This is a genomic window from Pseudomonas sp. IT-232MI5 (assembly GCF_949767845.1).
In the GTDB taxonomy this organism is placed as follows: Bacteria; Pseudomonadota; Gammaproteobacteria; order Pseudomonadales; family Pseudomonadaceae; genus Aquipseudomonas.
In genome coordinates this window covers 142,031-166,527 of sequence record NZ_CATKQE010000059.1, presented here as the reverse complement: position 1 = coordinate 166,527, position 24,497 = coordinate 142,031, and the positions used below count along the sequence as shown (strand labels likewise).

The 24,497-nt window shown below is 58.5% G+C and carries 18 protein-coding genes; 8 read left to right on the top strand and 10 right to left on the bottom strand.

Going from position 1 to position 24,497, the window contains the following annotated elements; all coding sequences use genetic code 11:
* The first annotated feature begins 218 nt into the window (after positions 1–218).
* The 3 genes from ACM6JQ_RS25630 to ACM6JQ_RS25620 all read left to right on the top strand — a co-directional run bounded on the left by ACM6JQ_RS25630 (position 219) and on the right by ACM6JQ_RS25620 (position 4,503).
* The gene (locus ACM6JQ_RS25630; protein ID WP_414894888.1) at positions 219–1,358 is read left to right on the top strand and encodes a glycerate kinase; all 1,140 of its coding nucleotides are present in this window, start codon (positions 219–221) and stop codon (positions 1,356–1,358) included.
* A gap of 290 nt (positions 1,359–1,648) precedes the next feature.
* Positions 1,649–3,274: a methyl-accepting chemotaxis protein gene (locus ACM6JQ_RS25625; protein WP_414894887.1), complete on the top strand. Its 1,626-nt coding sequence runs from the start codon at positions 1,649–1,651 to the stop codon at positions 3,272–3,274.
* A gap of 41 nt (positions 3,275–3,315) precedes the next feature.
* Positions 3,316–4,503: a pyridoxal phosphate-dependent aminotransferase gene (locus ACM6JQ_RS25620; RefSeq protein ID WP_414894886.1), complete on the top strand. Its 1,188-nt coding sequence runs from the start codon at positions 3,316–3,318 to the stop codon at positions 4,501–4,503.
* 143 nt (positions 4,504–4,646) lie between these two features.
* On the opposite strand, the gene ACM6JQ_RS25615 is transcribed toward ACM6JQ_RS25620, so the two are convergent.
* From ACM6JQ_RS25615 to ACM6JQ_RS25595, 5 genes are all read right to left on the bottom strand, one after another.
* Entirely contained in the window at positions 4,647–5,624 is a 978-nt protein-coding gene (locus ACM6JQ_RS25615; RefSeq protein WP_414894885.1) for a 2-hydroxyacid dehydrogenase, read from the bottom strand.
* Positions 5,625–5,637: 13 nt separating this feature from the next.
* The gene (locus tag ACM6JQ_RS25610) at positions 5,638–6,936 is read right to left on the bottom strand and encodes an MFS transporter (RefSeq protein ID WP_007912186.1); all 1,299 of its coding nucleotides are present in this window, start codon (positions 6,934–6,936) and stop codon (positions 5,638–5,640) included.
* A gap of 59 nt (positions 6,937–6,995) precedes the next feature.
* Positions 6,996–8,039 (bottom strand): sugar kinase, encoded by a 1,044-nt coding sequence (locus ACM6JQ_RS25605; protein ID WP_007912184.1) that lies wholly within the window; start codon positions 8,037–8,039, stop codon positions 6,996–6,998.
* Positions 8,032–8,814: a sugar phosphate isomerase/epimerase family protein gene (locus ACM6JQ_RS25600; RefSeq protein ID WP_095113325.1), complete on the bottom strand. Its 783-nt coding sequence runs from the start codon at positions 8,812–8,814 to the stop codon at positions 8,032–8,034. The genes ACM6JQ_RS25605 and ACM6JQ_RS25600 overlap by 8 nt, the downstream gene beginning before the upstream one ends.
* Before the next feature lie 153 nt (positions 8,815–8,967).
* Positions 8,968–9,996: a LacI family DNA-binding transcriptional regulator gene (locus tag ACM6JQ_RS25595; protein ID WP_095113324.1), complete on the bottom strand. Its 1,029-nt coding sequence runs from the start codon at positions 9,994–9,996 to the stop codon at positions 8,968–8,970.
* A gap of 216 nt (positions 9,997–10,212) precedes the next feature.
* Between ACM6JQ_RS25595 and ACM6JQ_RS25590 the strand changes: the two genes are divergently transcribed.
* From ACM6JQ_RS25590 to ACM6JQ_RS25580, 3 genes are all read left to right on the top strand, one after another.
* Positions 10,213–11,016, top strand: a complete 804-nt coding sequence (locus tag ACM6JQ_RS25590) for a hypothetical protein (protein ID WP_414894884.1) — start codon at positions 10,213–10,215, stop codon at positions 11,014–11,016.
* A gap of 87 nt (positions 11,017–11,103) precedes the next feature.
* Entirely contained in the window at positions 11,104–13,152 is a 2,049-nt protein-coding gene (locus tag ACM6JQ_RS25585) for a hypothetical protein (protein WP_414894883.1), read from the top strand.
* A gap of 208 nt (positions 13,153–13,360) precedes the next feature.
* Complete coding sequence (locus tag ACM6JQ_RS25580) at positions 13,361–15,610, top strand: autotransporter outer membrane beta-barrel domain-containing protein (protein WP_414894882.1); 2,250 nt, start codon at positions 13,361–13,363, stop codon at positions 15,608–15,610.
* 57 nt (positions 15,611–15,667) lie between these two features.
* Here the strand turns inward: ACM6JQ_RS25580 and ACM6JQ_RS25575 are convergent, their stop codons facing one another.
* From ACM6JQ_RS25575 to ACM6JQ_RS25560, 4 genes are all read right to left on the bottom strand, one after another.
* The gene (locus tag ACM6JQ_RS25575; protein ID WP_095113320.1) at positions 15,668–16,156 is read right to left on the bottom strand and encodes a hypothetical protein; all 489 of its coding nucleotides are present in this window, start codon (positions 16,154–16,156) and stop codon (positions 15,668–15,670) included.
* Between the two features lie 264 nt (positions 16,157–16,420).
* Positions 16,421–17,062 (bottom strand): DUF1345 domain-containing protein, encoded by a 642-nt coding sequence (locus ACM6JQ_RS25570; protein WP_414894881.1) that lies wholly within the window; start codon positions 17,060–17,062, stop codon positions 16,421–16,423.
* A 141-nt stretch (positions 17,063–17,203) separates the two neighbouring features.
* On the bottom strand, positions 17,204–20,302 hold the full coding sequence (locus ACM6JQ_RS25565; RefSeq protein WP_414894880.1) for a multidrug efflux RND transporter permease subunit: 3,099 nt from the start codon (positions 20,300–20,302) through the stop codon (positions 17,204–17,206).
* Between the two features lie 15 nt (positions 20,303–20,317).
* A complete protein-coding gene (locus ACM6JQ_RS25560; RefSeq protein WP_007912173.1) occupies positions 20,318–21,475 on the bottom strand; it encodes an efflux RND transporter periplasmic adaptor subunit in 1,158 nt (385 codons plus the stop codon).
* A gap of 265 nt (positions 21,476–21,740) precedes the next feature.
* Here ACM6JQ_RS25560 and ACM6JQ_RS25555 point away from each other — a divergent pair, with 265 nt between their 5' ends.
* Together ACM6JQ_RS25555 and ACM6JQ_RS25550 are read left to right on the top strand one after the other, a co-directional pair.
* Positions 21,741–22,442: a response regulator transcription factor gene (locus tag ACM6JQ_RS25555; protein WP_007912171.1), complete on the top strand. Its 702-nt coding sequence runs from the start codon at positions 21,741–21,743 to the stop codon at positions 22,440–22,442.
* A 4-nt stretch (positions 22,443–22,446) separates the two neighbouring features.
* Positions 22,447–23,748 carry an ATP-binding protein gene (locus ACM6JQ_RS25550; protein WP_414894879.1) on the top strand — a complete coding sequence of 434 codons (1,302 nt, stop codon included), beginning with the start codon at positions 22,447–22,449 and terminating at the stop codon, positions 23,746–23,748.
* A gap of 120 nt (positions 23,749–23,868) precedes the next feature.
* Here ACM6JQ_RS25550 and pncA read toward each other — a convergent pair whose 3' ends face one another.
* The gene (gene pncA / locus ACM6JQ_RS25545; protein ID WP_007912169.1) at positions 23,869–24,495 is read right to left on the bottom strand and encodes a bifunctional nicotinamidase/pyrazinamidase; all 627 of its coding nucleotides are present in this window, start codon (positions 24,493–24,495) and stop codon (positions 23,869–23,871) included.
* Between the last annotated feature and the right edge of the window lie 2 nt (positions 24,496–24,497).

Sequence of the window (24,497 nt, the reverse complement as noted above, 5' to 3'; positions counted from 1 at the left end):
AGCCAGCTCCCACAAGGGTTGATGGTGTTCACTACATTTGTGTTCACCGACAATCCCTGTGGGAGCTGGCTTGCCAGCGATGGCGGCCGAACATTCACCGCCACTTTCCCTGTCTTTGTGAAAATGAACAATAAACGCCCCCGCCACTTGTGCAGCGGACCGGCGTCAACGCTCAGGCAGACTGGCAGCATGAGGGGCATTGCAACCGGAGAATTCGCATGAAGATCGTCATCGCCCCCGATTCGTTCAAGGACAGCCTCAGTGCCCAAGGCGTCGCCGAAGCCATTGCCCTCGGCCTTGCTCAGGTCTGGCCGCACGCGACCTTGGTCAAATGCCCAATGGCTGATGGTGGCGAAGGCACGGTCGAATCGATCCTTGCCGCGTGCGAAGGCGAGCTGCGCCGCACCCGCGTGCGCGGCCCTTTGGGCACAGCCGTCGACGCTGCATGGGGCTGGTTGCCGCACAACCACACCGCAATCATTGAAATGGCCGAGGCCAGCGGCTTGCAATTGGTACCGCTGGGGCAGCGCGATGCCTGCATCAGCAGCACTTTCGGTACCGGCGAACTGATTCGCGCAGCGCTGGATGCCGGCGCGCAACGGGTGATTCTGGCGATTGGTGGCAGCGCGACCAATGACGGCGGCGCCGGTGCGGTGCAAGCGTTGGGCGTGAAGTTGCTCGATGCGCAAGGACAGACGTTGGTACCCGGCGGCTTGGCCTTGGCGCAACTGGCGCGTGTCGATTTGAGCGAACTTGACCCGCGACTGGCGCACGTGCGCTTCGATATCGCAGCGGACGTCAATAACCCACTCTGCGGTCCGCACGGAGCTTCCGTGATTTTCGGCCCGCAGAAAGGTGCCTCACCGGCGCAAGTGCAGCAACTCGATCAGGCCTTGGGGCACTTCGCCGAACTGTGCGCACAAGCGTTGGGCAAAGACGTTCGTGATGAGCCGGGCAGCGGCGCGGCAGGTGGTTTGGGGTTTGCGGCCAAGGCCTTCCTCAGTGCGCAATTTCAAGCCGGGGTGGAAGTGGTTGCCGAACTGGTCGGCCTCGCCGAAGCCGTCAATGGTGCCGATCTGGTGATCACAGGGGAAGGGCGCTTCGATGCCCAGACCTTGCGTGGCAAGACGCCGTTCGGCGTTGCGCGGATTGCCAAACGGCATGACGTGCCAGTGATTGTCATTGCCGGTACTTTGGGCGAGGGTTACCAAGAACTCTACGAGCACGGCATCGACGCGGCATTCGCTGTGACCAGCGGCCCGATGTCCCTGGAACAGGCCTGCGCCGAAGCACCGCGCCTGTTGCGTGAACGCGCGACGGACATCGCCCGTGTCTGGCAGCTCGCTATCGACCGCTGAGCCTGATCAGCTGCCGAAGGCTGTGATCTTTTGATACTGCTTTTAAACGTCAAAAGATCGCAGCCTCGTTCCACTCGACAGCTCCTACACAAAACAACCAACTGTGTTTCATTGCTGTAACACCCTGAAAAATAGTTGCTCTTGACCCGCAATCTTCCTAAAGCCTGGCCGATACAGCTAACAGGCGCGCACATAACTTCCTAAAACAGTGACGCCGGACTGGACCCGCCCCCCTCGGGCCAGTGATCACGCATGGACGCTCGTAGTTTCTATCTTCCGAGAGCTCAACTATGTCCCTGCGTAACCTCAATATCGCGCCCCGTGCCTTCCTCGGTTTTGCCTTTATCGCCTTGCTGGTGATCGTGCTCGGCGTGTTCGCCGTCAACCGCATGTCGATCATTCGTCAGGCGTCCGTCGAGATGGATTCGACGCAACTTCCCAGCGTGACGCAACTTGCCGTAGTGACAGAAAACGTCCTGCGTCTGCGCATTCTGTCGTTCCGCGTGCTGGTCAACCGCGAAGCGGCCGGGTTGCAGGAAGCGCAGACCCGCATCGGCGTTCTGGTCGACAAGGTTCGCGCCGCCCAGGCCAGTTACGCCGCACTACCGGCAAGTCCGGAAGAGCGGGCGTTGTACCAGGCCTTCGCGACCACGCTGGACAACTACCTGCAAGCGCAGAATCAGATGATGGAGCTGTCGCGCCAGGACAAACTCGACGAGATGCGCACCCTGATCAACACGCGGATCAAGGACGGCACCGACCAGATGGGCGAACAGCTCAACAAGCTGATAGCGATGAACGCCGCCGATGCAAAGACCGCTTCGATTCAGGCCGGCCAACATTATGACAGCGCCATCACCGGCATCATTATCGTCGCCGTTTTCGCGGCCATTGCCACGGTGCTATTGGCCTGGCTGCTGACCCGCAGCATCGTCACCCCGCTGAACCGTGCCGTGCAGGCCGCGCAAACCATTGCTGACGGCAACCTCAGCAAAGTCATCGAAGTCGATGGCAAGGATGAAGCGACGCAGTTGCTGCAGGCGCTGGCCACCATGCAGAGCAACCTGCGCAAAACCATCGAACAGATCGCCGGTTCCGCCACGCAACTGGGCGCCGCTGCCGAAGAACTCAGCGCGGTGACCGAAGAAGCCTCCCGCGGCCTGCAACAGCAGAACAACGAAATCGAGCAAGCCGCCACCGCTGTCAACGAGATGACCGCCGCCGTCGAGGAAGTCGCGCGCAACGCCGTGTCGACCTCGGAAGCCTCGAACCAGTCGACCCACGCCGCCCGCGAAGGCCGCGATCAAGTAGTGAAAACCGTCGACGCCATCCAGACCATGACCCACGACGTGCAGAACACCGCGCACATGATCGAAGGTCTCGCCGCGCAGGGCCGTGACATCGGCAAAGTGCTCGATGTGATCCGCGCCATCGCCGAACAGACCAACCTGCTGGCGCTCAACGCGGCCATCGAAGCGGCCCGCGCCGGTGAGGCCGGGCGGGGGTTTGCAGTGGTGGCGGACGAAGTGCGCGCACTGGCTCATCGCACGGCGCAGTCGACCCAAGAGATTGAAAAAATGGTCGCCGGCATTCAGAACGGTACTGGCGAAGCGGTTTCGTCGATGCAGCAAAGCAACCAGCGCACCCAGACCACTCTGGAAATGGCCCGCGCGGCCGGCGTGGCGCTGGAGCAGATCACCCAGTCGATCCATCAGATCAACGAGCGCAACCTGGTCATCGCCAGCGCCTCGGAAGAACAGGCGCAAGTCTCGCGCGAGGTCGACCGCAACCTGGTCAACATCCGCGATCTGGCCACGCAATCGGCCGCCGGGGCCAACCAGACCAGCGCCGCGACCCACGAATTGTCGCGTCTGGCGGTGGATTTGAACGCCATGGTGGCGCGTTTCGTGATTTGAGATACGGTGAAGGCTGGAAACCGCGCAATCAGGAGACGTACATGCGCTATTCAGCCTTGACCCAACGAATCGCCGGAGAAGGAGCCGCCGCCTGGCAGATTCACGACCGAGCGCTGGAGTTGCGCGCCGAGGGTGTCGATATCCTGCTGCTGAGCATTGGCGATCCGGATTTCGATACACCTCTGCCAATTGTTCACGGCGCGATCGACAGCTTGTTGGCCGGCGATACCCATTATTCCGAAGTACGCGGTCGTTTGGCACTGCGCACGCTGATTGCCGAACGCCATCGTCGGCGCAGCGGGCAAACGGTCGATGCTGACCATGTGATCGTCATGCCCGGTGCGCAATGCGCGGTGTATTCGGTGGCGCAATGCTTGCTGGATCCGGGCGATGAAGTCATCGTCGCTGAGCCGATGTATGTCACCTACGAAGGCGTGTTTGGCGCTTGCGGCGCGACGGTGGTGCCGGTGCCGGTGCGGCCGGAGAACGGCTTTCGTGTCGACCCGGTCGACGTCGCTGCGCGTATCACGCCGAAAACCCGCGCCATGCTGCTCAACAGTCCGAACAACCCCAGCGGCGCGAGCCTGTCACTGTTGATCTGGCAGGAACTGGCGGCACTGTGCGTGCAGCATGACTTGTGGCTGATCAGCGACGAGGTCTACAGCGAACTGCTCTATGAAGGTCAGCACGTCAGCCCGGCGAGTTTGCCGGGCATGGCCGAGCGCACGGCGACAATCAACAGCCTGTCGAAATCCCACGCCATGACCGGCTGGCGCATCGGCTGGATGATCGGGCCGACATCGCTGGCCGAGCATTTAGTCAATTTGTCGCTGAGCATGTTGTTCGGGTTGCCGGATTTTGTGCAGAAAGCCGCAGAGATTGCGTTGCAGTCAGACCTGCCGGAAGTGACGCAAATGCGCGAGGAATATCGCCTGCGCCGGGATCTGGTCTGCGAACGTTTGCAGGGTTGTCCGGGGTTGTACCCGATTCGCCCGGATGGCGGCATGTTTGTGATGGTCGATGTGCGCCAGACCGGGCTGGGCGCCCAGGGGTTTGCCGAGCGGTTGCTGGAGGGTTATGGCGTGTCGGTGCTGGCCGGCGAGGCGTTCGGACCGAGTGCGGCGGGGCATATCCGTATTGGTCTGGTGCTGGATCGGGTGAAACTGGCGGATGCCTGTGCGCGGATTGCGCTTTGTGCGGCGCAGTTGTTACAAGCGCGCAGTGCTTGATGGTTTTGTCTTGCCTGCACTGGCCCCATCGCTGGCAAGCCAGCTCCCACAGTGATTTGAGGTGGACATGATATTTGTGTCCGCTCGAGAACCCTGTGGGAGCTGGCTTGCCAGCGATTGGGCCAGAACAGGCACTGAAGATCTCAGCCCTGCCAGGCCGATGGATTCACCAGATTCGCCGGCTTCTCTCCCTTCAACGCCGCCAACAGATTCTCCACCGCACAGCGCGCCATCGCTTCGCGCGTCTCATGCGTCGCCGAGCCCATGTGCGGTGTCGCCACCACATTATTCAACTGCAACAGCGGCGAATCATGGTTCAGCGGCTCACGCTCAAACACATCCAGCCCCGCCGCACGAATCCGTTGATGACGCAGCGCCTCAATCATCGCCGCCTCATCGACCACCTTGCCCCGCGAGATATTGATAAAGATGCTTTCCGGGCGCATCAGTGCGAACTGCTCGGCGCCGATCAAGCCTTCGGTCTGCGCCGTCAACGGCAAAGTCAGGCAAATGAAATCAGCCTGCTGTAACAATTCTTCGAGGCTTCGATATTGCGCATCAAATCGCGCCTCGACCGCCGGTTTGCGCGACTGGCTGTGATAGATCACCGGCATGCCGAAACCGAAATGCCCACGCTGGGCCAACGCCTCGCCGATGCGGCCCATGCCGATAATCCCCAGCGTCTTGCCATGTACATCGGTGCCGAAATGCGCCGGGCCGATGTTGCGGCTCCATTGGCCGCTGCGCACCATGTTCGCCAGTTCCACCACACGCCGGGCAGCCGCGAGGATCAGCGCGAAACCGGTGTCGGCGGTGGTTTCGGTAAGCACGTCCGGGGTGTTGCTCAGGAGGATCTTGCGCCGGGTCAGGTAATCGATGTCGTAGTTATCGACGCCCACCGAAACGCTGGCAATCGCCTCCAGTTGCGGCGCGAGATCAAGCAACGCCGCATCGAGTTTCAGGCTGGCGCCGAGCAAACCGTGGGCGCGGGGCAGGGCGTCGCGCAGTTGCATGAGACCGTCGGCGTCGAGGCTGTCGATCAGCGTCACTTCGCACTGCTCTTGCAGACGCGCCATCAGCGCGGGCGAAAGTTTCTTGTACAACACGACCTGTTTTTTCATGGCAAAAGTCTCTTCAGGAATGCGCTGGCACGGCACGCGTGGCAACGGCTTTGGCAACGACGCGATCACTGGCGCCGGGCTTGAGAAAAATAGTCAGCACCACCGACAGCAGCAGCGCGCCGCTCATCAGCAGGTACGAAGCGCCGGGCGAACCGGTGGAGCTGTTCAAGTAACCGACCAGATACGAGCCGCCGAACGAACCGAGCGCGCCCATGCTGTTGATCAGCGCCATCGCGCCACCGGCAACGTTGGCCGGGAGAATCTCCGGGACGATGGCAAAGAACGGCCCGTAAGGTGCGTACATGCAGGCGCCGGCAATCACCAGCAGCGTGTACGACCACCAGAAATGTTCAGCGCCCAGTGCATAAGAACCGTAGAACGCAATGGACGCGATCAGCAGCGGCGGCCAGACAAAACGTTTGCGCTTCTGCAACTTGTCCGAACCCCACGACACCAAAAGCATGCCGATCACCGCCGCCAGGTACGGCAGCGCCGACAACCAGCCGGCCTCGATCATGTCCATTTGCGCGCCAGCCTTGAGGATCGACGGCAGCCACAGTACAAAGCCGTAAACGCCGATGCTCCAGCAGAAAAACTGCAGCGCGAGAATGATCACCTTCGGCGAACGGAACGCCTCGGCGTAGTTCTTCACCGCTTTGATGCCGACCTGTTCGGCAGCGAGTGCGCTTTCCAGATCCTGCTTTTCCTGGTCGTTGAGCCACTTCGCCTGAGCCGGACGATCATCGGCCAGACGCCACCAGATAAACGCCCACAGCACCGCCGGCAGGCCTTCGATGATGAACATCCAGCGCCAACTGAAATGCTGCACCAGATAACCCGAAACCACTGACATCCACAGCATGGTCACCGGGTTGCCGAGGATCAGAAAAGTGTTGGCCCGCGAGCGTTCGGCACGGGTGAACCAGTGGCACAGATACACCAGCATTGCCGGCATGACAGCGGCTTCGACGACACCGAGCATGAAGCGGATGACGATCAGCCAATAGGCGTTGGAGACCACGCCGGTCAACGTGGCGAGACCGCCCCAGAGAATCAGACTGACGAAAATCAGTTTCTTCACGCTGTGCTTTTGCGCGTAGATCGCACCCGGCACCTGGAAAAAAAAGTAACCGAGGAAGAACAGTGCACCGAGCAGCGATGACAGGCCCGGGGTAATCATCAGGTCTTCGGCCATGCCCGAGGCGGCGGCAAAACCGTAGTTGGCGCGATCGAGATACGCCAGGCTGTAGGTGATGAACACGATCGGCATGATGTACCACCAGCGGCGGGTGGCGAGGGTTGCGGTTTTCATGGGTCTTGCTCCTGAGCTTGTTGTTTTTGTCGCAGCAGGTTCAATAAATCGGTTGCCTGTCAGGGCCTCATCGCTGGCAAGCCAGCTCCCACAGGGATCTCGGGTATGTCAAAGATTGCATTTCCACCACCAACCCTTGTGGGAGCTGGCTTGCCAGCGATGGCGGCCTCAAATTCGCTGAAGAGTTCAGCCCGGGTTGGAAGGCCCTCCATATCCCCGCGACTCTGCACCGCCCGACTGCCAATCCAGTTCGCGCGCTGCACCGCCTCGGCAAAACCCTGATGCTCCAGCAGGGCGCTGATCATCCCCACCGCAAAGCCGTCACCGGCACCGACCGTGTCGACGACATTGGTCACCGGCACACCCGCGACAAAACCCTGATCCAGATGCGTTCGGTAATACGCACCCTGCGGGCCAAGTTTGATCGCCACCGCTTCGGCACCTTGATCGAGATAAAACGCAGCAATGTCCGCCGGGTCTTCGAAACCGGTCAGCAAACGGCCTTCACTCAAACCCGGCAGCACCCAATGGGCGAGGGCGGCGAGGCGGTTGATCTCGGTGATCATTTCGCGCTCGCTGGCCCACAGGCTGGGGCGCAGATTGGGGTCGAAGGACACGCTGCGCCCGGCATTGCGCATGCGTGTCATCAGTTCAAAGGACATCTCCCGCGTCGAGGCTGAGAGCGCCGGTGGGATGCCCGTGGCATGCAGATGACGAGCGCTCAGCAGATTGGTCGTAATCGACTGCGGCGACAAATGACTGGCCGCCGAACCGCGCCGGAAATACTCGACCTGCGGATCGCTGCCATCGTCATTGCGGGACTTGAACTGGAAACCGGTCGGGTGTTGTTTATCGACATCGACATGGCTGCAATCCAGGCCTTCCTTGATCAAGGTCTGCACCACAAAGCGCCCGAGCGAATCGTTACCGACGCGGCTCAGCCATGCGACGTTGAAACCCAGACGCGAAAGCCCGATGGCGACATTGCTGTCAGCCCCGGCGATGCGCTTGTGGAAGTGCTCGACGGCGGCCAGATCACCGGTCTGCTCAGCGACCAGCATCGCCATGGTTTCACCGAACGAGAGAATATCGATCTCAGACATGAGCGGGCTCCAGGCGGGATTGGCCGAGGCGGGCGAGGGCGGCGACGTGCTCGGTGGTCAGTTGCACCAGATCATCGCCCTGCAACGGATATTCGGCGGCGCGCATAACGCCTTGGGCCATGTGCCGCAACAGTTGTTCCCATAGATGCAGGTCACTGACGGCCGGCGGCACCGCCACCAGTTTGCCGTCGGCGCGACGGGCCACGGCTTTGCAGTGCACATAACCGACATGCCGGCCGAGCAGGCGAGCGGCGCTGGTGGCGGACTGGTCCTGCCACTGCCAGTTGCCGATGTCGAAAGTCATTTTGATCGGCAGATTGTGCTGCTCGACGGCAGCGAAGAAGCGCTGAAACGGTTCGATGCGTCCGCCGTGCAAGGTCTGGTCGTTTTCCACCAGCAACTGCACCGGGCTGAGCTTCAAGCGTTCGGCCAGGGCTTGCAGATCGTTGGTGTCGGTGAAGTAGCCGAGAGAAACCTTGAGCCACTTTGAGCCGAACGCTTCGGCCTGTTGCAGCGCGGTGATCAACTCGGGATTAGGCTGCGCCTGACCGGCCAGCCACAGTTCGGTGGGCGAGGAATAAATGCTTAGCAAGCCCTGCGCCTGCGTGGCCTGCGCCAAGTGCGCAGGGTCTTCGCGCGTCAGCAGCTCTTCGCGCCATTCGATGCGATTGGCCCCGGCGGCGGCCAGAACATCGATGAAAGCGTCCTGCCCGCGCTGACGCACAAGCTCGGCGCCGTAGCTGGACAGACTGATGGAAACGGCGGGTTTATTCATTGTTATTGACCTCTGAAACCGGTTTCATTTTTGTTCAAAAAAATATCAGGTGTTTCTGTGTTGTCCTTTCGGACGCCTTCGCGAGCAGGCTCACTCCTACATTTGGAATGCGTTCCCCCCTGTAGGAGTGAGCCTGCTCGCGATAGCGTCAGCTCAAACACCGCTAACCCCCAAGGTAGACCCACGCTCAACCAGCACCGGCGCAAAATCCACCACCCGCGCCACCTCGTCATCCCCGCGCAAACGCTTGAGCAAACACTCAAACGCCCGCGCGCCTATCTCTGCCGTCGGCTGAGCCAGCGCGGTAATCCCGCTGCCCACCAACGGATACCAATCCAGATCATCCAGGGCAATCAGCCCGACATCCTCGAACAATCGAACACCCAATACTCGTAACGCCGACGTGGCCGCCAACGCTGCCACACCATTGGCGCAAAACAGCGCTTTCGGGCCATTGCCGGGTGTGTTTAAAAAAGTTTGAAGTTGTGCGTTCAGTTCATCGCCGGTTTCCAGCACCGCCCCGGCCAGGTTCGAGCGCTGAGCAATCTGCGCCTGAAAACTGCTGACCCGTTCGATCCGTGAACTGGTGCCGTCATACGGCTCAGTGACCAGCACCAGATCCCGATAACCGCGCTGCTCCAAATGCGCCAGCGCCATCTCCACCGCTTGGGGGTTGTTCAACCCAACCATGTCGCTGTCCAGTCCGTCGACCTTGCGATCCACCAGCACCAGCGGCATCTCCCGGCGCAGCTCGTGCAGTTCGTCACGGTGATGGCCAAGGGTGTTCACGATCAACCCTTCGATGTTGTACGAGCGCAACAGGGCCAGGTGCTGGCGTTCCTGCTCGTCATCGCGGTCGGTGTTGCACACCACCAGGCTGTAGCCGTGCGCTCGGCAGGCGGTTTCCACCCCGTGCATCACGGCAATCGAATAAGGGTTACGAATATCGGCCACCAACATGCCGATCAGGCGCGTACGTCCGCGTTTCAGACCACGGGCCATTTGGTTAGGGCGATAGCCGAGTTCGGCAATGGCTTGCTCGATGCGCAGGGCAATGGCATCGGAGAGCAGGGCGCGATCATCGCCAATGAAGCGCGAGACGCTGGCCTTGGACACGCCTGCGCGCTCGGCGACGTCGAGCATGGTCACGCGGCTGCGCTGGGCGGTTGAGAAGTCGTTCATTAATGAACCTTGTTGTTATAGGAATGCGCTGAAACCGGTTTCAGGAGAGCCGATTAGCAGGAAAGTCGTCAAGCGATTTTATCGTCTGATAGGCCGATATTCCGACAGGCGGTCGAAATACCTGTCAGATATGACAGTAGGCAAGAAGTCTGACACGACGTTTAATCGGACCGAGGCTTTTCATTAATTCCAAAAGACATCAAGGGGCTTTGACGTATGTCTAACCGAGGGCCGCTAAACTTTAATCCACCGAGAGTCATCGGTGTAGAAGATGCCGATATTGACCCGGACGGATATATCCCGCTGGATTTGTTACTGGCAGGAATCGACGTGGTCATTCCCCTGTGGCCCAGTTACGCAACGCTGCCTGATGATAGGGATGTTTTAACGGTTTACTTTGATCAGCCAGGGCAGCCGCTGTTCAAGATCGAAAATACCTACACAGCAGCGGACATCCAGCCAGAATTTATTATTCGTATCGATGCGAGCTTTCTGCAGGTTAACGGCGTTGGTCAGTTGCGCTACGAGGTTTTGGATACTGCGGATCAACTCTCAAAGTCAGATCCTCGCAATCTTACAATTGATCACACCCCTATTCCACGTGATCTCGATGAGCCGGATTGCCCCGATAAAGATTTCTACGGATATCTGAACTGCGACACAGATCCACCTTTATGGGAGGGCGTTAGAGTATCTGTTCCCCCCTTGTCGGGATTCAAAACTGGAGATCGAGTTGAGTTGCTTTGGAGAGGTTATCCAAGTTTAAACGGAAGTAATGTGGAGTACGTTAGAGCTCGCAAGAAAAGCATCCGTTTTCCACTGAGCGAGAATGATATAAAAAACGGATACTCGCTAGTGATCGAGCCTTACGATGTTCATATAAAACCCATGGTGGAGAACTCTTCAGCGGTCGTTCAGTATCGGGTTTTTCGCGGCCGGAGACTCGTTGGAGTCTCCAAAGTCAGAGTAGTTAAAATTGATCGAATAGTTACTGGCGAGGAATTTCCATGCGGGCCGTAAAGTATGGAGCGAAAGTGGTAAGTGATAAATGTGGGATAACCAAGAGATTAGAAAGATTTCCTGATATGCAAACGTATGGAGAGAACCATGAACGCTATAGTTAAAAAGGCACACCTGTCCAGGCTGGCGGCGCTTAAAGCAAGGTCCACCGTGCATAACGCTATTGATGCGGATCCGCCATTGGCTGTTACATTCCCTGCGCAAACACTAGCTCCTGATTTGCGCATCCCGATTGCTTCTCTTAACGGTGATTTGGAATATGTGGTACCAAAGCCGGTAATTGAGGACGACGATGATTCATTTCAACCACAGATTCGAATAGCAGGTACGACGACGTGGCTGGACGTTGTTGATCCAGCGGATCCAGACTCTCCGTATATTATTCCCGGTGCGGTCACTGGTCGAGACTGGACGGTGCCCTACAAGATTCGACGCAGCTTGTTTAGAGAGGAGCTTACACCCGAAGCGCCTACCCAATGGGAGTTCCGATATATTTTCTTTGCTGGCGGTATTAATGATGTCGCATCCAGTACCGCTACCTTCGCCATCGATCTTACACCGCCCTACAGAGTAAAAACCCCGCCCTCCGACCGAACCCCCGGAGCGCCTACATGGCCTACCGATTTAGGGCCGAGTGTTCCCATTGATGAAGCCTACCTCGAAGGCAAAACCCATATCATCGTCAAGCCCGTGATTCCCGCAAACTACGAGGCAACTGACGTTTACAGATTTTTCTTCGGGCCTGCGCCGGATCCCGGCCGCGATACTCCCGTATTTAATGATGTACTGTCGGCGGCTCGGGAAGCTGCAATTGAAGTCAAAGTGTTTGTCGATGCCACTGATGGGCCTAATCAGCTTATTTATGTGTCCAAAGATCTGCCGGGAAATGAAGGACGCCGATCAAACTTCAGTCAGCGTACCGTTCAACATGCCAAGGATCCCGATCCCGATACGGTGGTACCACCGATTGTCACGCTGGCAAATGGTACCGATGGCGACAACTTGATCGATCTTGCAGACACTCAGTTTGATCCTCAAGGTGTGGAGTTCAAGGTCAAAGTGCCTACTCCCAATGCTCCAGCGGATACGATTGCCGGCTACTGGGGGGGGCAACAGGTAGGCACCGAACAGCGCGTGGGTGCCAATACCGAACTGACGTTTTACGCCCCCTATGATCTGGTCAAGCAGGTATACGGCGATACCGATGGCATCGTTAAAACCGATGTCAGTTTTAAGATGTTTCGTGGTATCCGTACGTTGGCTGACTCAAACGTTGAAATCGATGTTGATATTTCATATATCGGTCCGGATCCAATAACCATTGGTCTGGAGGCGCCAACGCTGAAGACAACTGCGGGTACTGACAACGCAATCGAGGAGGGTGATTACGGAGATAACGCCATTACTGCGACTATCAAACTTTTTGCTGCCCCCCCGACAGAAGAAGGTTGGCTGATCGATCTGTTTTATGACGACATCCAGATTGGCGACCCCATTGCGTTAACAACAGGTCAAGAGGGCACGGACATAACTCGTGTCATTCCGTGGTCTGTTATTCAACAGCAGGAAAGTGGGTCCAAGGTTCTACGGTATACCCTCTACACTCCGGGCTCGAACAACCCAACTCCGTCGAGACCGAGGGATATCCCGGTCGAGCCATTCCCGATTGAAATGGCTGCGCCGGTAATATTGGGGCTGGCGGGGTCGGTAAGAAGGATTGGATGCTCCACCTTGAACTTCCCTACGGAGACTGTCCCAAATGATGGTACCGCGAGACGAAATTTGCTCGTTCGTGTATTGCCCAATACGTATACGGTCGATGGTGAAACCATTACTTTGAAGTATCAGGCATTTGAACGGGCGGACCCGACGAAACCTATTCCCGATACTGAAGCAACGGCGACTTACCCAATCTCGGGGACATTTCCTACCGGTGGTGCGCTAATCAATATTGGTGATTACGAGGAAGATTTCAAACCGGCTCATATGCAACTTGCCAAGGTGACTTATTCCATTTCCCGCGGGGGAGCTGGTAATAATCCGACACCAGACTCGCTGCCTGCTGAGAACACACTGGATCTGGATGACAGTCAAGGTCGTTTTTGTGAGGAATTTATTCCCGTTCCAAATCCATAATGGGTGATTGTGGGGGGCGTGATCTCAAAGTTTGTGACCGCCTCCCCCGGTTACTGACATCTGGTATTCAATTTTCTAGCCAGAATGAGATTTCGCCAACTAACTGAGGATAAGTCCTACATAAATTTATGAGTCTTCTCTATAGCCTTGCGCCCCTCCAGGAATGGCTACGACTGCCATTTCACCAGTCAGACAGCAGGTATTCACTATGCGGGGTAAGTCATTGTCGGGTCCAGGCCGTTCGCGGCGTTACATAGTTTTGAGCCCTTCGTTGTTGGCAATTTTGAGTGCCTGCGCCAGCGCGGCTCCGGTCGTGGGTCGCGAGGAAACGGTAAACGGTGGCACGCCGGAACGATGGGACCTTTCCCAGAGCGCCACGCTGACGGTCAACGGCGCGCAAACGCTGTCCATCAACTCTGAAAATTCCACGTTGATCGTGAATCCTGGTAGCACAACGCAGCAGATATCGGCTCGCGAAGGGTCAACGGTCAATCTGAGCAATGCGACCGTTTCGGCTACCGGGGGCTTGGCGGCGGTCTTTTTAAGTAGCTCTCAAGCGACGATCGACAGCAGTTCGATTACCGGAAATCGTGTTGGACTCCAAGTGGTTCGCGATGCCACTACACAGGACGGCTCCAGTGTTTCTGTTACCAATGGCACGAAGATCACTGGTGTGACCGGGGGAGCGTTGGTCAGTGCCTTCAGCGTCCTGAACCTCAGCGATTCCGACCTTCTCGGGACCGGAGCCAGCAGCTACGGACTTCGGCTGAATAGCGGTCAAGCGACGGCCCGAAACAGCACTATCATTGGTGGTCGAGAAGGCGTCGTCGTCGATTCCGATCTCAACAAGGTTCAACCGGCGACGTTGAATCTTGAGAACACTACAGTGCAAGGCAAAACCGGCGCTGCCATTCTGGTCAACTTTGCTAACACCACGGATTCCACAGCGGCCATTACGTTGACCAACTCGCGCTTGCTCGCCGGCAACGGCACCTTACTGGATGTCCGAGGCGGGGCAGATGCCTCGCTGGTGGTCAACGACAGTACGCTCAATGGTGACATCGTCACGGAGCAGGGCAGCACCACAAACTTGACTCTGCAAAACAACTCGAAGCTGACGGGCCAATTGCAAAATGTGGCCAGCGCCACGATCAATGACAGTTCCCAGTGGGTACTGACGGGTAATAGCAGTATCGACCAGTTGAGCCTGAACAACGGTGGCTCGGTGGTCTTCGGGGCTACCGACGCCTTTTATCAACTCAACGTAACGTCCTTGTCTGGCAATGGCCGTTTTGTGATGGGCACCAACTTCACCACGGGTGAAACGGATGTGTTGAATGTCACGGGCACCGCCCAAGGGACACATGAACTGCTGATCGCCAGCAGTGGTCTTGACCCTGCTAGCGGACAACCTGTCCGCGTGGTGCAAACCGCAGGCGGCGACGCTCAGTTTTTCATGAGCCGTGATGTCGATCTGGGGACGTATTCCTATGGTCTGGCGAAAAGTGGCAACGACTGGATACTCGATCCCAGCACGCGGACCATCAGTCCTGGGGCTCGCTCAGTGCTCGCTCTGTTCAACACGGCCTCAACGGTATGGCTGGGCGAGTTGACCTCATTGCGCACGCGTATGGGCGAATTGCGCTTCAATGGTGGTCAATCCGGCGCGTGGGGGCGTACTTACACCAACAAGTACAACATCGCCGATGGCTCGGGTGTTGGCTATCAGCAACGCCAGAGCGGGTTTACTTTAGGAGCGGATGCGCCGCTGCCGGTGGGTGACGGGCAGTGGTTGGTCGGGGTGATGGCAGGCCAGAGTCAATCCGACCTCGATCTTGACGCAGGCACCTCCGGGAGCGTGGACAGCTACTATGTGGGTGGCTACTTGACCTGGCTGGATGCGCAAACCGGTTATTACTTTGATGGAGTATTGAAGGCCAACCGCTTCAATAATGATGCCAAGGTGGGGCTGAGTGATGGAACGCGGGCCAAGGGTGATTACGACAATTCCGGGGTCGGTGGTTCGGTGGAAATCGGTAAACACATCAGTCTTGCTGACGGAAACTTCCTGGAGCCCTACACGCAATGGTCTGCAGTGGTCATTGAGGGCAAGGATTATTCCTTGAGTAATGACCTGCAGGCAGAGGGTGATCGAACTCGTTCATTCATCGGTAAAGTGGGTGTCACTGCCGGTCGAAATATCGAACTGGATCAGGGGCGGACTGTACAGCCTTATATTCGACTTGCCTGGGCACATGAGTTTGCAAAGAACAATGAAGTCCAGGTGAATAACAATGTGTTCAACAATGACCTGTCCGGCTCTCGTGGGGAACTGGGTGCTGGCGTCGCTGTAGCGATAGCCAGAAGTTTCAGCGTGCATGCCGATTTCGAGTACAGCAACGGCCGGTACTTTGAGCAGCCCTTGGGTGCCAACATCGGAATTCGCTATATTTGGTAAACGAGGCAATAAAAAAGGAAGCAAAAGCTTCCTTTTTTTTGTTTGCCGGCATTATGGTTATGCGGCGATCGACCGATATCCACGCAACTTCACGATGTCTCCCTTTGCTGAGAATCTAACCTCCAAGGTTAGTTCTTTCTCCACATCGTCGTCTCGATTCTCCACCACGACGTTGTTCAAGTTCCCGGAAAGAGTAGCGGAATCAGGATCATAAGCGATGATGGCTGCCCCCGAACGCTGAGTATAAGTTACAGGCTTGGCTGGATCGCTGTTGTCGACAAATGTCAGGCGAACCTCATGGGATGTTGGTGTCAGTTCGTAGCTGTCATTCGGCAGGTTTTTGGAGAAGGACAGGGTGATTTCTTTGGTTGTAAAGTCCGTTTTACGCTGACGGGCAAACATTACGTAGGCCTCACCGTGCGGCAGCGGGAAGGTTTGCTCGGAGAGTTCAACCAGGCTTGCTTCAAACTGTTCTACGGCGTTGATTGTCCCTACACACTCACCTGTGCCGATTGCATTTCTACGTTTGAGAATTTTATTGATCATTTTTGCGGTCTCCATGTCATGACGAGATATCCCGTGATTAAAGGAAACTTTCGGGATGAGCTATCAGAGCGCTAATGAGGCCAACTGTAAACTGTCAGACTTGACAGTTTACAGTTGGCCAGAAGTGTGATTTCCGAAATTTGGTTATTGGCGAAGGTTAGTTTTGATGGGGAACGTGATTTAAACGGTTCAGGCTCCCGATCATCAGGTTAGCGGATCTACGCCGCCCGCTTGGAAGGACAGTCTCGGTGGACAATAAAATAATCAGCCAAACAGTCCTGCCGCGATATTGATTGAAAATCCCAAAATAGCCGTGTTGAACACAAATCCGATCAGTGATTGCGCCAAAACGATTTTGCGAATATCCCGTGTCGCCACGCCGACATCTGCTGTCTGCACCGCCACGCCGATGGTGAACGAGAAATACAGGAAGTCCCAATAGTTGGGCGTGGTCAGCCCTTCGGCGAAGCGCAACGCCGGTTCCTTGCCGTCCCAGGTGTAATACAACCTTGCGTAATGCACGCAGAAAATCACCCCGATCAGCAGCCACGAACCAATTACCGTCAGCGCGGTGAAACCGTAATGAAGGAGCTTGCGCGTGGTTTCCAGGTCTTTGCTGCCGGCCAGTTCGAAGGTGATGGTTGCCAGACTGGCAAGGGCGGCGATGCACACCACGAACAGCACCAGCCCGGCATTCTCGTCTTCGACTTCAGCGATGCGTTTGACGTCCGGGGCCTTGGCGCGCACGGTCAGCCAGAACATCAGAATCAGGTAAGTCCAGACACCGGCGTTCCAGCCGATGAGGATTTTGCTGACGATGGAATCAGCGGGCGCTAACAGGCCAGTAGCGAGGCCGAGGAGGGCAGCGGCGGACAGGCGAGGGTGGGTGCGGGCGAGGAAGCGCATGGGGACTCACGTTGGTGAACTGTCTCTGCACCATAGCGTACGCAACCCTGCTTTTGTAGGAGCTGCCGAAGGCTGCGATCTTTTGATCTTCTAAAAGCAAAGTCAAAAGATCGCAGCCTGCGGCAGCTCCTACAGTTTGGATCAGTGGGGTTTGGTGAATCGTTGTACGAGTTTCATGACCACGACGAAGAAGACCGGCACGAAGATCACCGCCAGCGTTGCGGTTATCATCCCGCCGATCACGCCAGTACCGATCGCCTGTTGGCTCGCCGAGCTGGCGCCGGTGGCAATGGCCAATGGCACCACGCCAAGAATGAACGCCAGCGACGTCATCACGATCGGCCGCAGACGCAAACGCGCCGCCTGCAACGTTGCATCGATCAGGTCGTGACCTTCGTCATACAGGCTCTTGGCGAACTCGATGATCAGGATCGCGTTCTTCGCCGACAGACCGATGATGGTGATCAGGCCAACCTTGAAGAACACATCATTGGGCATCCCGCGCAACGTCACCGCCAGCACCGCGCCGAGCACACCCAGCGGCACCACCAGTAACACCGAAGTCGGAATCGACCAGCTCTCGTACAGCGCCGCCAGACACAGGAACACCACCAGCAGCGACAGACCGAGCAGGATCGGCGCCTGATTGCCAGACAAGCGTTCCTGCAACGACAGGCCGGTCCATTCCTGACCCAGACCTTTCGGCCCCTGTGCAACGAGACGTTCGATTTCCGCCATGGCTTCGCCGGTACTGTGCCCCGGTGACGGTTCACCGGAAATCGCAATCGCCGGATAGCCGTTGTAACGGGTCAACTGCGCCGGGCCCTGAATCCAGTTGGCCTGTACGAATGCAGACAGCGGCACCATGTGCCCGGCGTTGTTGCGCACGTGCATTTTCAGCAGATCGGCCACCTGGCTGCGTTGATCACCTTCGGCTTGCACGACGACGCGCTGCATGCGCCCCTGATTGGGGAAGTCGTTGATGTAGCTGGAACCGACGGCAGTGGACAGCACGTTGCCAATGTCGGCGAACGAGACGCCCAGGGCATTGGCCTGTTTACGATCCACGACCAATTGCACCTGCGGCGCTTCGGCCAGTGCGCTTTCACGCACGTTCATCAGCACTTTGCTCTTCTCGGCGGCCGCGAGCAGTTCAGTTCGCGCCTGCATCAAGGTCGCATGGCCAAGACCACCGCGATCCTGCAAGCGGAACTCGAACCCGCTGGACGTGCCGAGGCCATCCACGGGCGGTGGCAGTACCGAGAACGCCATGGCGTCCTTGATTTCACTCAGTGCGATGTTGGCGCGATCGGCAATCGAGCTGGCGGAATCATCACTGCCACGCTGTGACCAGTCCTTCAGCGTCGAGAATGCCAAAGCCGCGTTCTGGCCACTACCGGAGAAGCTGAAACCGAGAATCACCACACTGTCACTGATCCCTGGCTCGCCGGCGTTATGCGCCTCAAGCTGTTCAGCCACCGCCACCGTACGATTCTTGGTGGCGCCGGGCGGCAGTTGAATGTCGGTGATGGTGTAACCCTGATCTTCCACCGGCAGGAACGAAGAGGGCAGGCGCGCGAAGCACAGACCCAACCCGATCAGCAGCACCACGTAGATCAGCAGATAACGACCGCTGCGTTTCAGCGCATAGCCGACCCAGCCCTGATAACGATCGGTCAGGCGCTCGAAGCGGCGGTTGAACCAGCCGAAGAACCCGGACTTTTCATGATGCTCACCCTTGGCAATCGGCTTGAGCAGTGTCGCGCACAGTGCCGGCGTGAGGGTCAGGGCGAGGAACGCCGAGAACAGAATCGACGTCGCCATCGATAGCGAGAACTGCTGGTAAATCACCCCGACCGAGCCTTGCATGAACGCCATCGGAATAAACACCGCCACCAGCACCAGGGTGATGCCGATGATTGCGCCGGTGATCTGCGTCATCGCCTTGCGCGTGGCTTCCTTGGGCGACAGGCCCTCGGTGGCCATGATCCGTTCGACGTTCTCCACCACGACAATCGCGTCGTCCACCAGAATGCCGATAGCCAGCACCATGCCGAACATGGTCAGCACGTTGATCGAGAAGCCCAGCGCGAGCATGGTCGCGAATGTACCCATCAACGCCACTGGCACCACCAGTGTCGGGATCAGCGTGTAACGCACGTTCTGCAGGAACAGGAACATCACCGCGAACACCAGCAACATCGCTTCGCCCAAGGTGTAAACCACTTTGGTGATCGAGACTTTGACGAACGGCGAGGTGTCGTACGGAATCTTGTATTCCACGCCCGCCGGGAAGTAGCGGGACAGCTCATCCATCTTCGCCCGCACCAGGGTCGCGGTGTTCAGCGCATTGGCACCGGGCGACAGCTGCACGCCGACAGCGGTGGACGGCTTGCCATTGAGGCGCGTGCCGAACTGATATTCCTGGCTGCCAATTTCGACCCGCGCGACGTCACCGATGCGCACGGTCGAGCCGTCGCGATTGGCTTTCAGCACGATGTCGGCGAACTCTTGCGGCGTCGACAACTGACCCTTTACCAGAATGGTCGCGGTGATTTCCTGGTTCGACGGATTGGGCAGGTCGCCGATGCTGCCGGCGGAGACCTGAGCGTTTTGCGCGACGATGGCTTCATTGACGTCAGCCGGCGTCAGGTTGAAAGCGATCAGCTTCTGCGGATCGATCCAGATGCGCATGGCCCGCTCGGCGCCATACAACTGCGCCTTGCCGACGCCCTCCAGACGCTTGATCTCGTTCATCACGTTGCGCGCCAGATAATCACTGAGCGCCACGTCATCGAGCTTGCCGTCGCTGGACGTCAGGGTGATCAGCAGGAGAAAACCGGACGAGACTTTTTCGACCTGCAAGCCCTGTTGATTGACTGCCTGCGGCAGACGCGACTCGACAACCTTGAGGCGGTTCTGCACATCGACCTGCGCCAGCTCCGGGTTGGTGCCCGGCTGGAACGTGGCTTTGATCGTCGCGCTGCCGAGGCTGCTCTGCGATTCGAAGTACAGCAGGTGATCGGCGCCGTTGAGCTCTTCCTCGATCAGGCTGACCACACTTTCATCGACGGTCTGCGCCGAGGCGCCGGGATACACGGCGTAGATTTCGATCTGCGGCGGGGCGACATCGGGATACTGCGCCACCGGCAACTGCGGGATGGCCAGCGCACCGGCCAACAGGATGAACAACGCGACGACCCAGGCAAACACCGGGCGGTCGATAAAGAACTGCGGCATAGAAAAGCGTCCTGCTTACTGACCAGAGGTCTGGGCAAGTGGAAGAGGGGTGTCGTCGATCTGCACGGTTTCGCCGGGACGGGCATGTTGCAGGCCTTCGATGACGATGCGGTCGCCGGGCTTGAGGCCGCCGGTGACGATCCAGCGATTGTTCTGCACCGCGCCCAGTTGCACCGGTTGCTCGGCGACGCGCATTTGCTCATCGACGGTCAGCACCTGGGCAATGCCGGCGCTGTCGCGCTGCACGGCGCGTTGCGGCACGGTGATGCCGTTCTGAATGGTTGCCTGCTCGAGACGCACGCGAATGAAACTGCCCGGCAGCAAATCCAGGTCCGGGTTGGGGAATTCGCTGCGCAGGATGATCTGACCAGTGCCCGGGTCGACGGTGATGTCGCTGAACAGCAGCTTGCCCGGCAGCGGATACAGGCTGCCGTCATCCTGAATCAGCGTGGCTTTGACCTGATCCTGACCGACTTCCTGCAACTGCCCGGAGCGGAACGCGCGGCGCAGTTCGTTGAGTTCACGGGTCGATTGGGTGAGGTCGGCGTGAATCGGATTTAGCTGTTGAATCAGTGCCAGCGGCGTGGTTTCGTTTTGCCCGACCAGTGCGCCTTCGGTGACCAGTGCACGACCGACACGGCCGGAAATCGGCGCGGTGACGGTGGCATAACCCAGATTCAGTTTCGCCCGTTCGACGGCCGCCTTGTTGGCCGCAACGTCAGCGGCGGTTTGCCGGGCATTGGCGCGGGCGTTGTCGTAGTCCTGGCCGCTAATGGCTTGGTCGTCGATCAACTGGGCATAGCGCTGCTCTTGCAGTTTGGCCTGGAACGCATTGGCCTCGGCCTTGCGCAGCGCGGCTTCGGCGCTGTCGAGGTCAGCCTTGAACGGTGCCGGGTCGATGCGGAACAGCACGTCGCCCTTTTTCACGTCGCTGCCTTCGCGGAAGGTGCGCTGCAAGACCACTCCGGCCACCCGTGCGCGCACTTCGGCAATTCGCGGCGCGGCGATGCGGCCGCTGAGTTCGCTGCTGAGCGTCAGGGGATGCGCTTCGATCGTCTCGATGCGCACCGTGGCCGGTGGCGTCTGATCCTCTGCCTTCGAGGACGAATCACAGGCGCTCAGTGTCAGCGCCATCGCGATCAGGCCGAGCCCGGCCAGCAGTTTGTTCGACATGTACAACCCCCAATATTGATGTCCGCATCCTACGGGCAGACGCCGAGATTAGCGGTGAAGCTTTGTAGGCGCTGTGTGAAATTGTGTAAGGGTTTTGCTCAGGGATGGGCGAGGGCGTATATCCTTCAGGTCTTGAAATTTATTGCGACAGATAGACAGCTTTCGCGAGCAGGCTCGCTCCCACAAGGAATCGCATTCCAAGTGTGGGAGCGAGCCTGCTCGCGAATGGGCCTTATCAGTCGCCACAGCACTTTCTGGATCACCCATGCCCAACATCCTCCTGGTCGAAGACGACACCGCCCTCGCCGAACTGATTTCCAGCTACCTGGAGCGCAACGGTTATTCCGTCAGCGTGATCGGCCGTGGTGACCACGTGCGCGAACGGGCGCGGGTCAATCCGCCGGATCTGGTGATTCTCGACCTGATGCTGCCCGGCCTCGACGGCCTGCAAGTCTGCCGTTTGCTGCGTGCCGATTCAGCGACATTGCCGATCCTGATGCTCACCGCCCGCGACGACAGCCACGATCAGGTTCTGGGCCTGGAAATGGGCGCCGACGATTACGTCACCAAACCTTGCGAACCGCGCGTGTTGCTGGCACGGGTGCGCACCCTGTTGCGCCGCAGCAGCCTCGGCGAACCGCTGACCGCCAATGACCGCATCCTCATGGGCAATCTGTGCATCGACCTGTCCGAGCGCACCGTGACCTGGCGTGATCAACCGGTCGAGTTGTCCAGCGGTGAGTACAACCTGCTCGTGGTCCTGGCCCGTCACGCCGGCGAAGTGTTAAGCCGCGACCAGATCCTGCAGCGTCTGCGCGGGATCGAATTCAACGGCACCGATCGCTCGGTGGACGTGGCGATCTCCAAGTTGCGCCGCAAGTTCGACGACCACGCCGGCGAAGCGCGCAAGATCAAGACCGTGTGGGGCAAGGGCTATTTGTTCAGCCGTTCCGAGTGGGAATGCTGAGCTGATGTTTCGCATCCTGTTTCGCCTGTATCTGGTGACGATCGTCTCGTACAGCGCGGCGATCTATCTGGTGCCGGATCTGGTGGTCATGGCGTTCCGCGATCGCTTCGTCACCTACAACCTCGACTATTCGCGCGGCCTGCAATCGCTGATTACCCGCCAGTTTCATGCAGTGCCGCATGAGCAGTGGCCGGCGCTGGCGGCGTCGATGGACAAGGATTTCCAGCCGCTGCACATCGTCCTGGCGCGCATCGACGATGCCGAGTTCACCGCCATCGAGCAGGAGCGCCTGCGCCGTGGCGAAAACGTTGTGCGTATCGGCGACTGGGGCTGGCGCACGCTGGCGGTGACGCCGCTGGATGACACGACCGCCGTGCAAATGGTCGTGCCGCCGGATCCGATGGACGTCAATCTGTTGTACTGGAGCATCAACGTGCTGATCGGCGCGAGCCTGCTCGCCTGCCTGCTGATGTGGTTGCGCCCGCACTGGCGTGATCTGGAACGCCTCAAAGGCACCGCCGAACGTTTCGGCAAGGGGCATTTGAGCGAACGCACGAAAATCGCCCAGAGCTCCAACATCGGCAGCCTCGCCAATGTTTTCGACACCATGGCCGGCGATATCGAAAACCTGCTCAATCAGCAACGCGATCTGCTCAATGCCGTGTCCCATGAATTGCGTACACCGCTGACGCGTCTGGATTTCGGCTTGGCGCTGGCTCTGTCCGATGACTTGCCAACCGCCAGCCGCGAGCGCTTGCTGGGACTGGTCGCGCACATTCGCGAGCTGGATGAACTGGTGCTGGAGTTGCTCTCTTACAGCCGCTTGCAGAATCCGGCGCAACTGCCGGAGCAGGTCGAGGTGTCGCTGGATGAGTTCATCGACAGCATTCTGGGCAGTGTCGATGAAGAGCTGGAATCACCGGAAATCGTCATTGACGTGTTGCTGCACGGCCAGCTCGAACGCTTCTCCCTCGATCCACGCCTGACCGCGCGGGCGATCCAGAACCTGCTGCGCAACGCCATGCGCTATTGCGAAAAGCGCATTCAGATTGGTGTGCAAGTCAATGCCGAGGGCTGTGAGATCTGGGTCGATGATGACGGCATCGGTATTCCCGATGACGAGCGGGAGCGGATTTTCGAGCCGTTCTATCGACTGGATCGCAGCCGCGATCGCGCCACCGGCGGGTTTGGCCTGGGCCTGGCGATCAGTCGTCGCGCATTGGAAGCGCAGGGCGGCACGTTGACCGTAGAGTCTTCACCGTTGGATGGGGCACGCTTCCGGTTGTGGTTGCCCAATAACGCCTGAGCTACATGACGCTGAAAATATCCCTGTGGGAGCGAGCCTGCTCGCGAAGGCGTCGGGTCAGTCAACGCATACTTGGCCGCCTTCGCGAGCAGGCTCGCTCCCAAAGGGGGCTGTGGTTGTTCAGATCAGTTCAGTCGATTGAATCAACCCGACGCCGGCGTCCTGCATCCGTTCAATTGCTGCCGCCAGTGATCCATTCAGATCGATCGCCCGGCACGCATCCAGCACCACGTAGGCATTGAACCCCGCCGCCCGTGCATCCAGCGCCGAAAACATCACGCAGAAATCCAGTGCCAGCCCCACCATGTAGACCGTATCGATCCCGCGCTCTTTGAGGTAGCCGGCCAGCCCAGTGGTGGTTCGACGATCGGCTTCCAGAAAGGCCGAATAGCTGTCGATATCAGGATTGCAGCCCTTGCGAATGATCAACTGGGCATGAGGCAAGTCGAGTCCCCGGTGAAACTCGGCCCCTGCTGTCGATTGCACACAGTGGTCGGGCCAGAGTGTCTGCTCGCCATAAGGCAACTGGATGACATCGTAGGGCTGGTGTCCGGGATGACTGGAGGCGAATGAGGCATGGCCGGTGGGGTGCCAATCCTGTGCAACGACGACCTGGGTGAACTGACGGGCGAGCCGGTTGATCAGCGGCACAATCAGGTCACCTTCCGGTACTGCCAATTGGCCGCCGGGGGTGAAGTCGTTTTGAACGTCGATAACCAGTAAGGCAGAACGGGAAGAATCAGGCATCG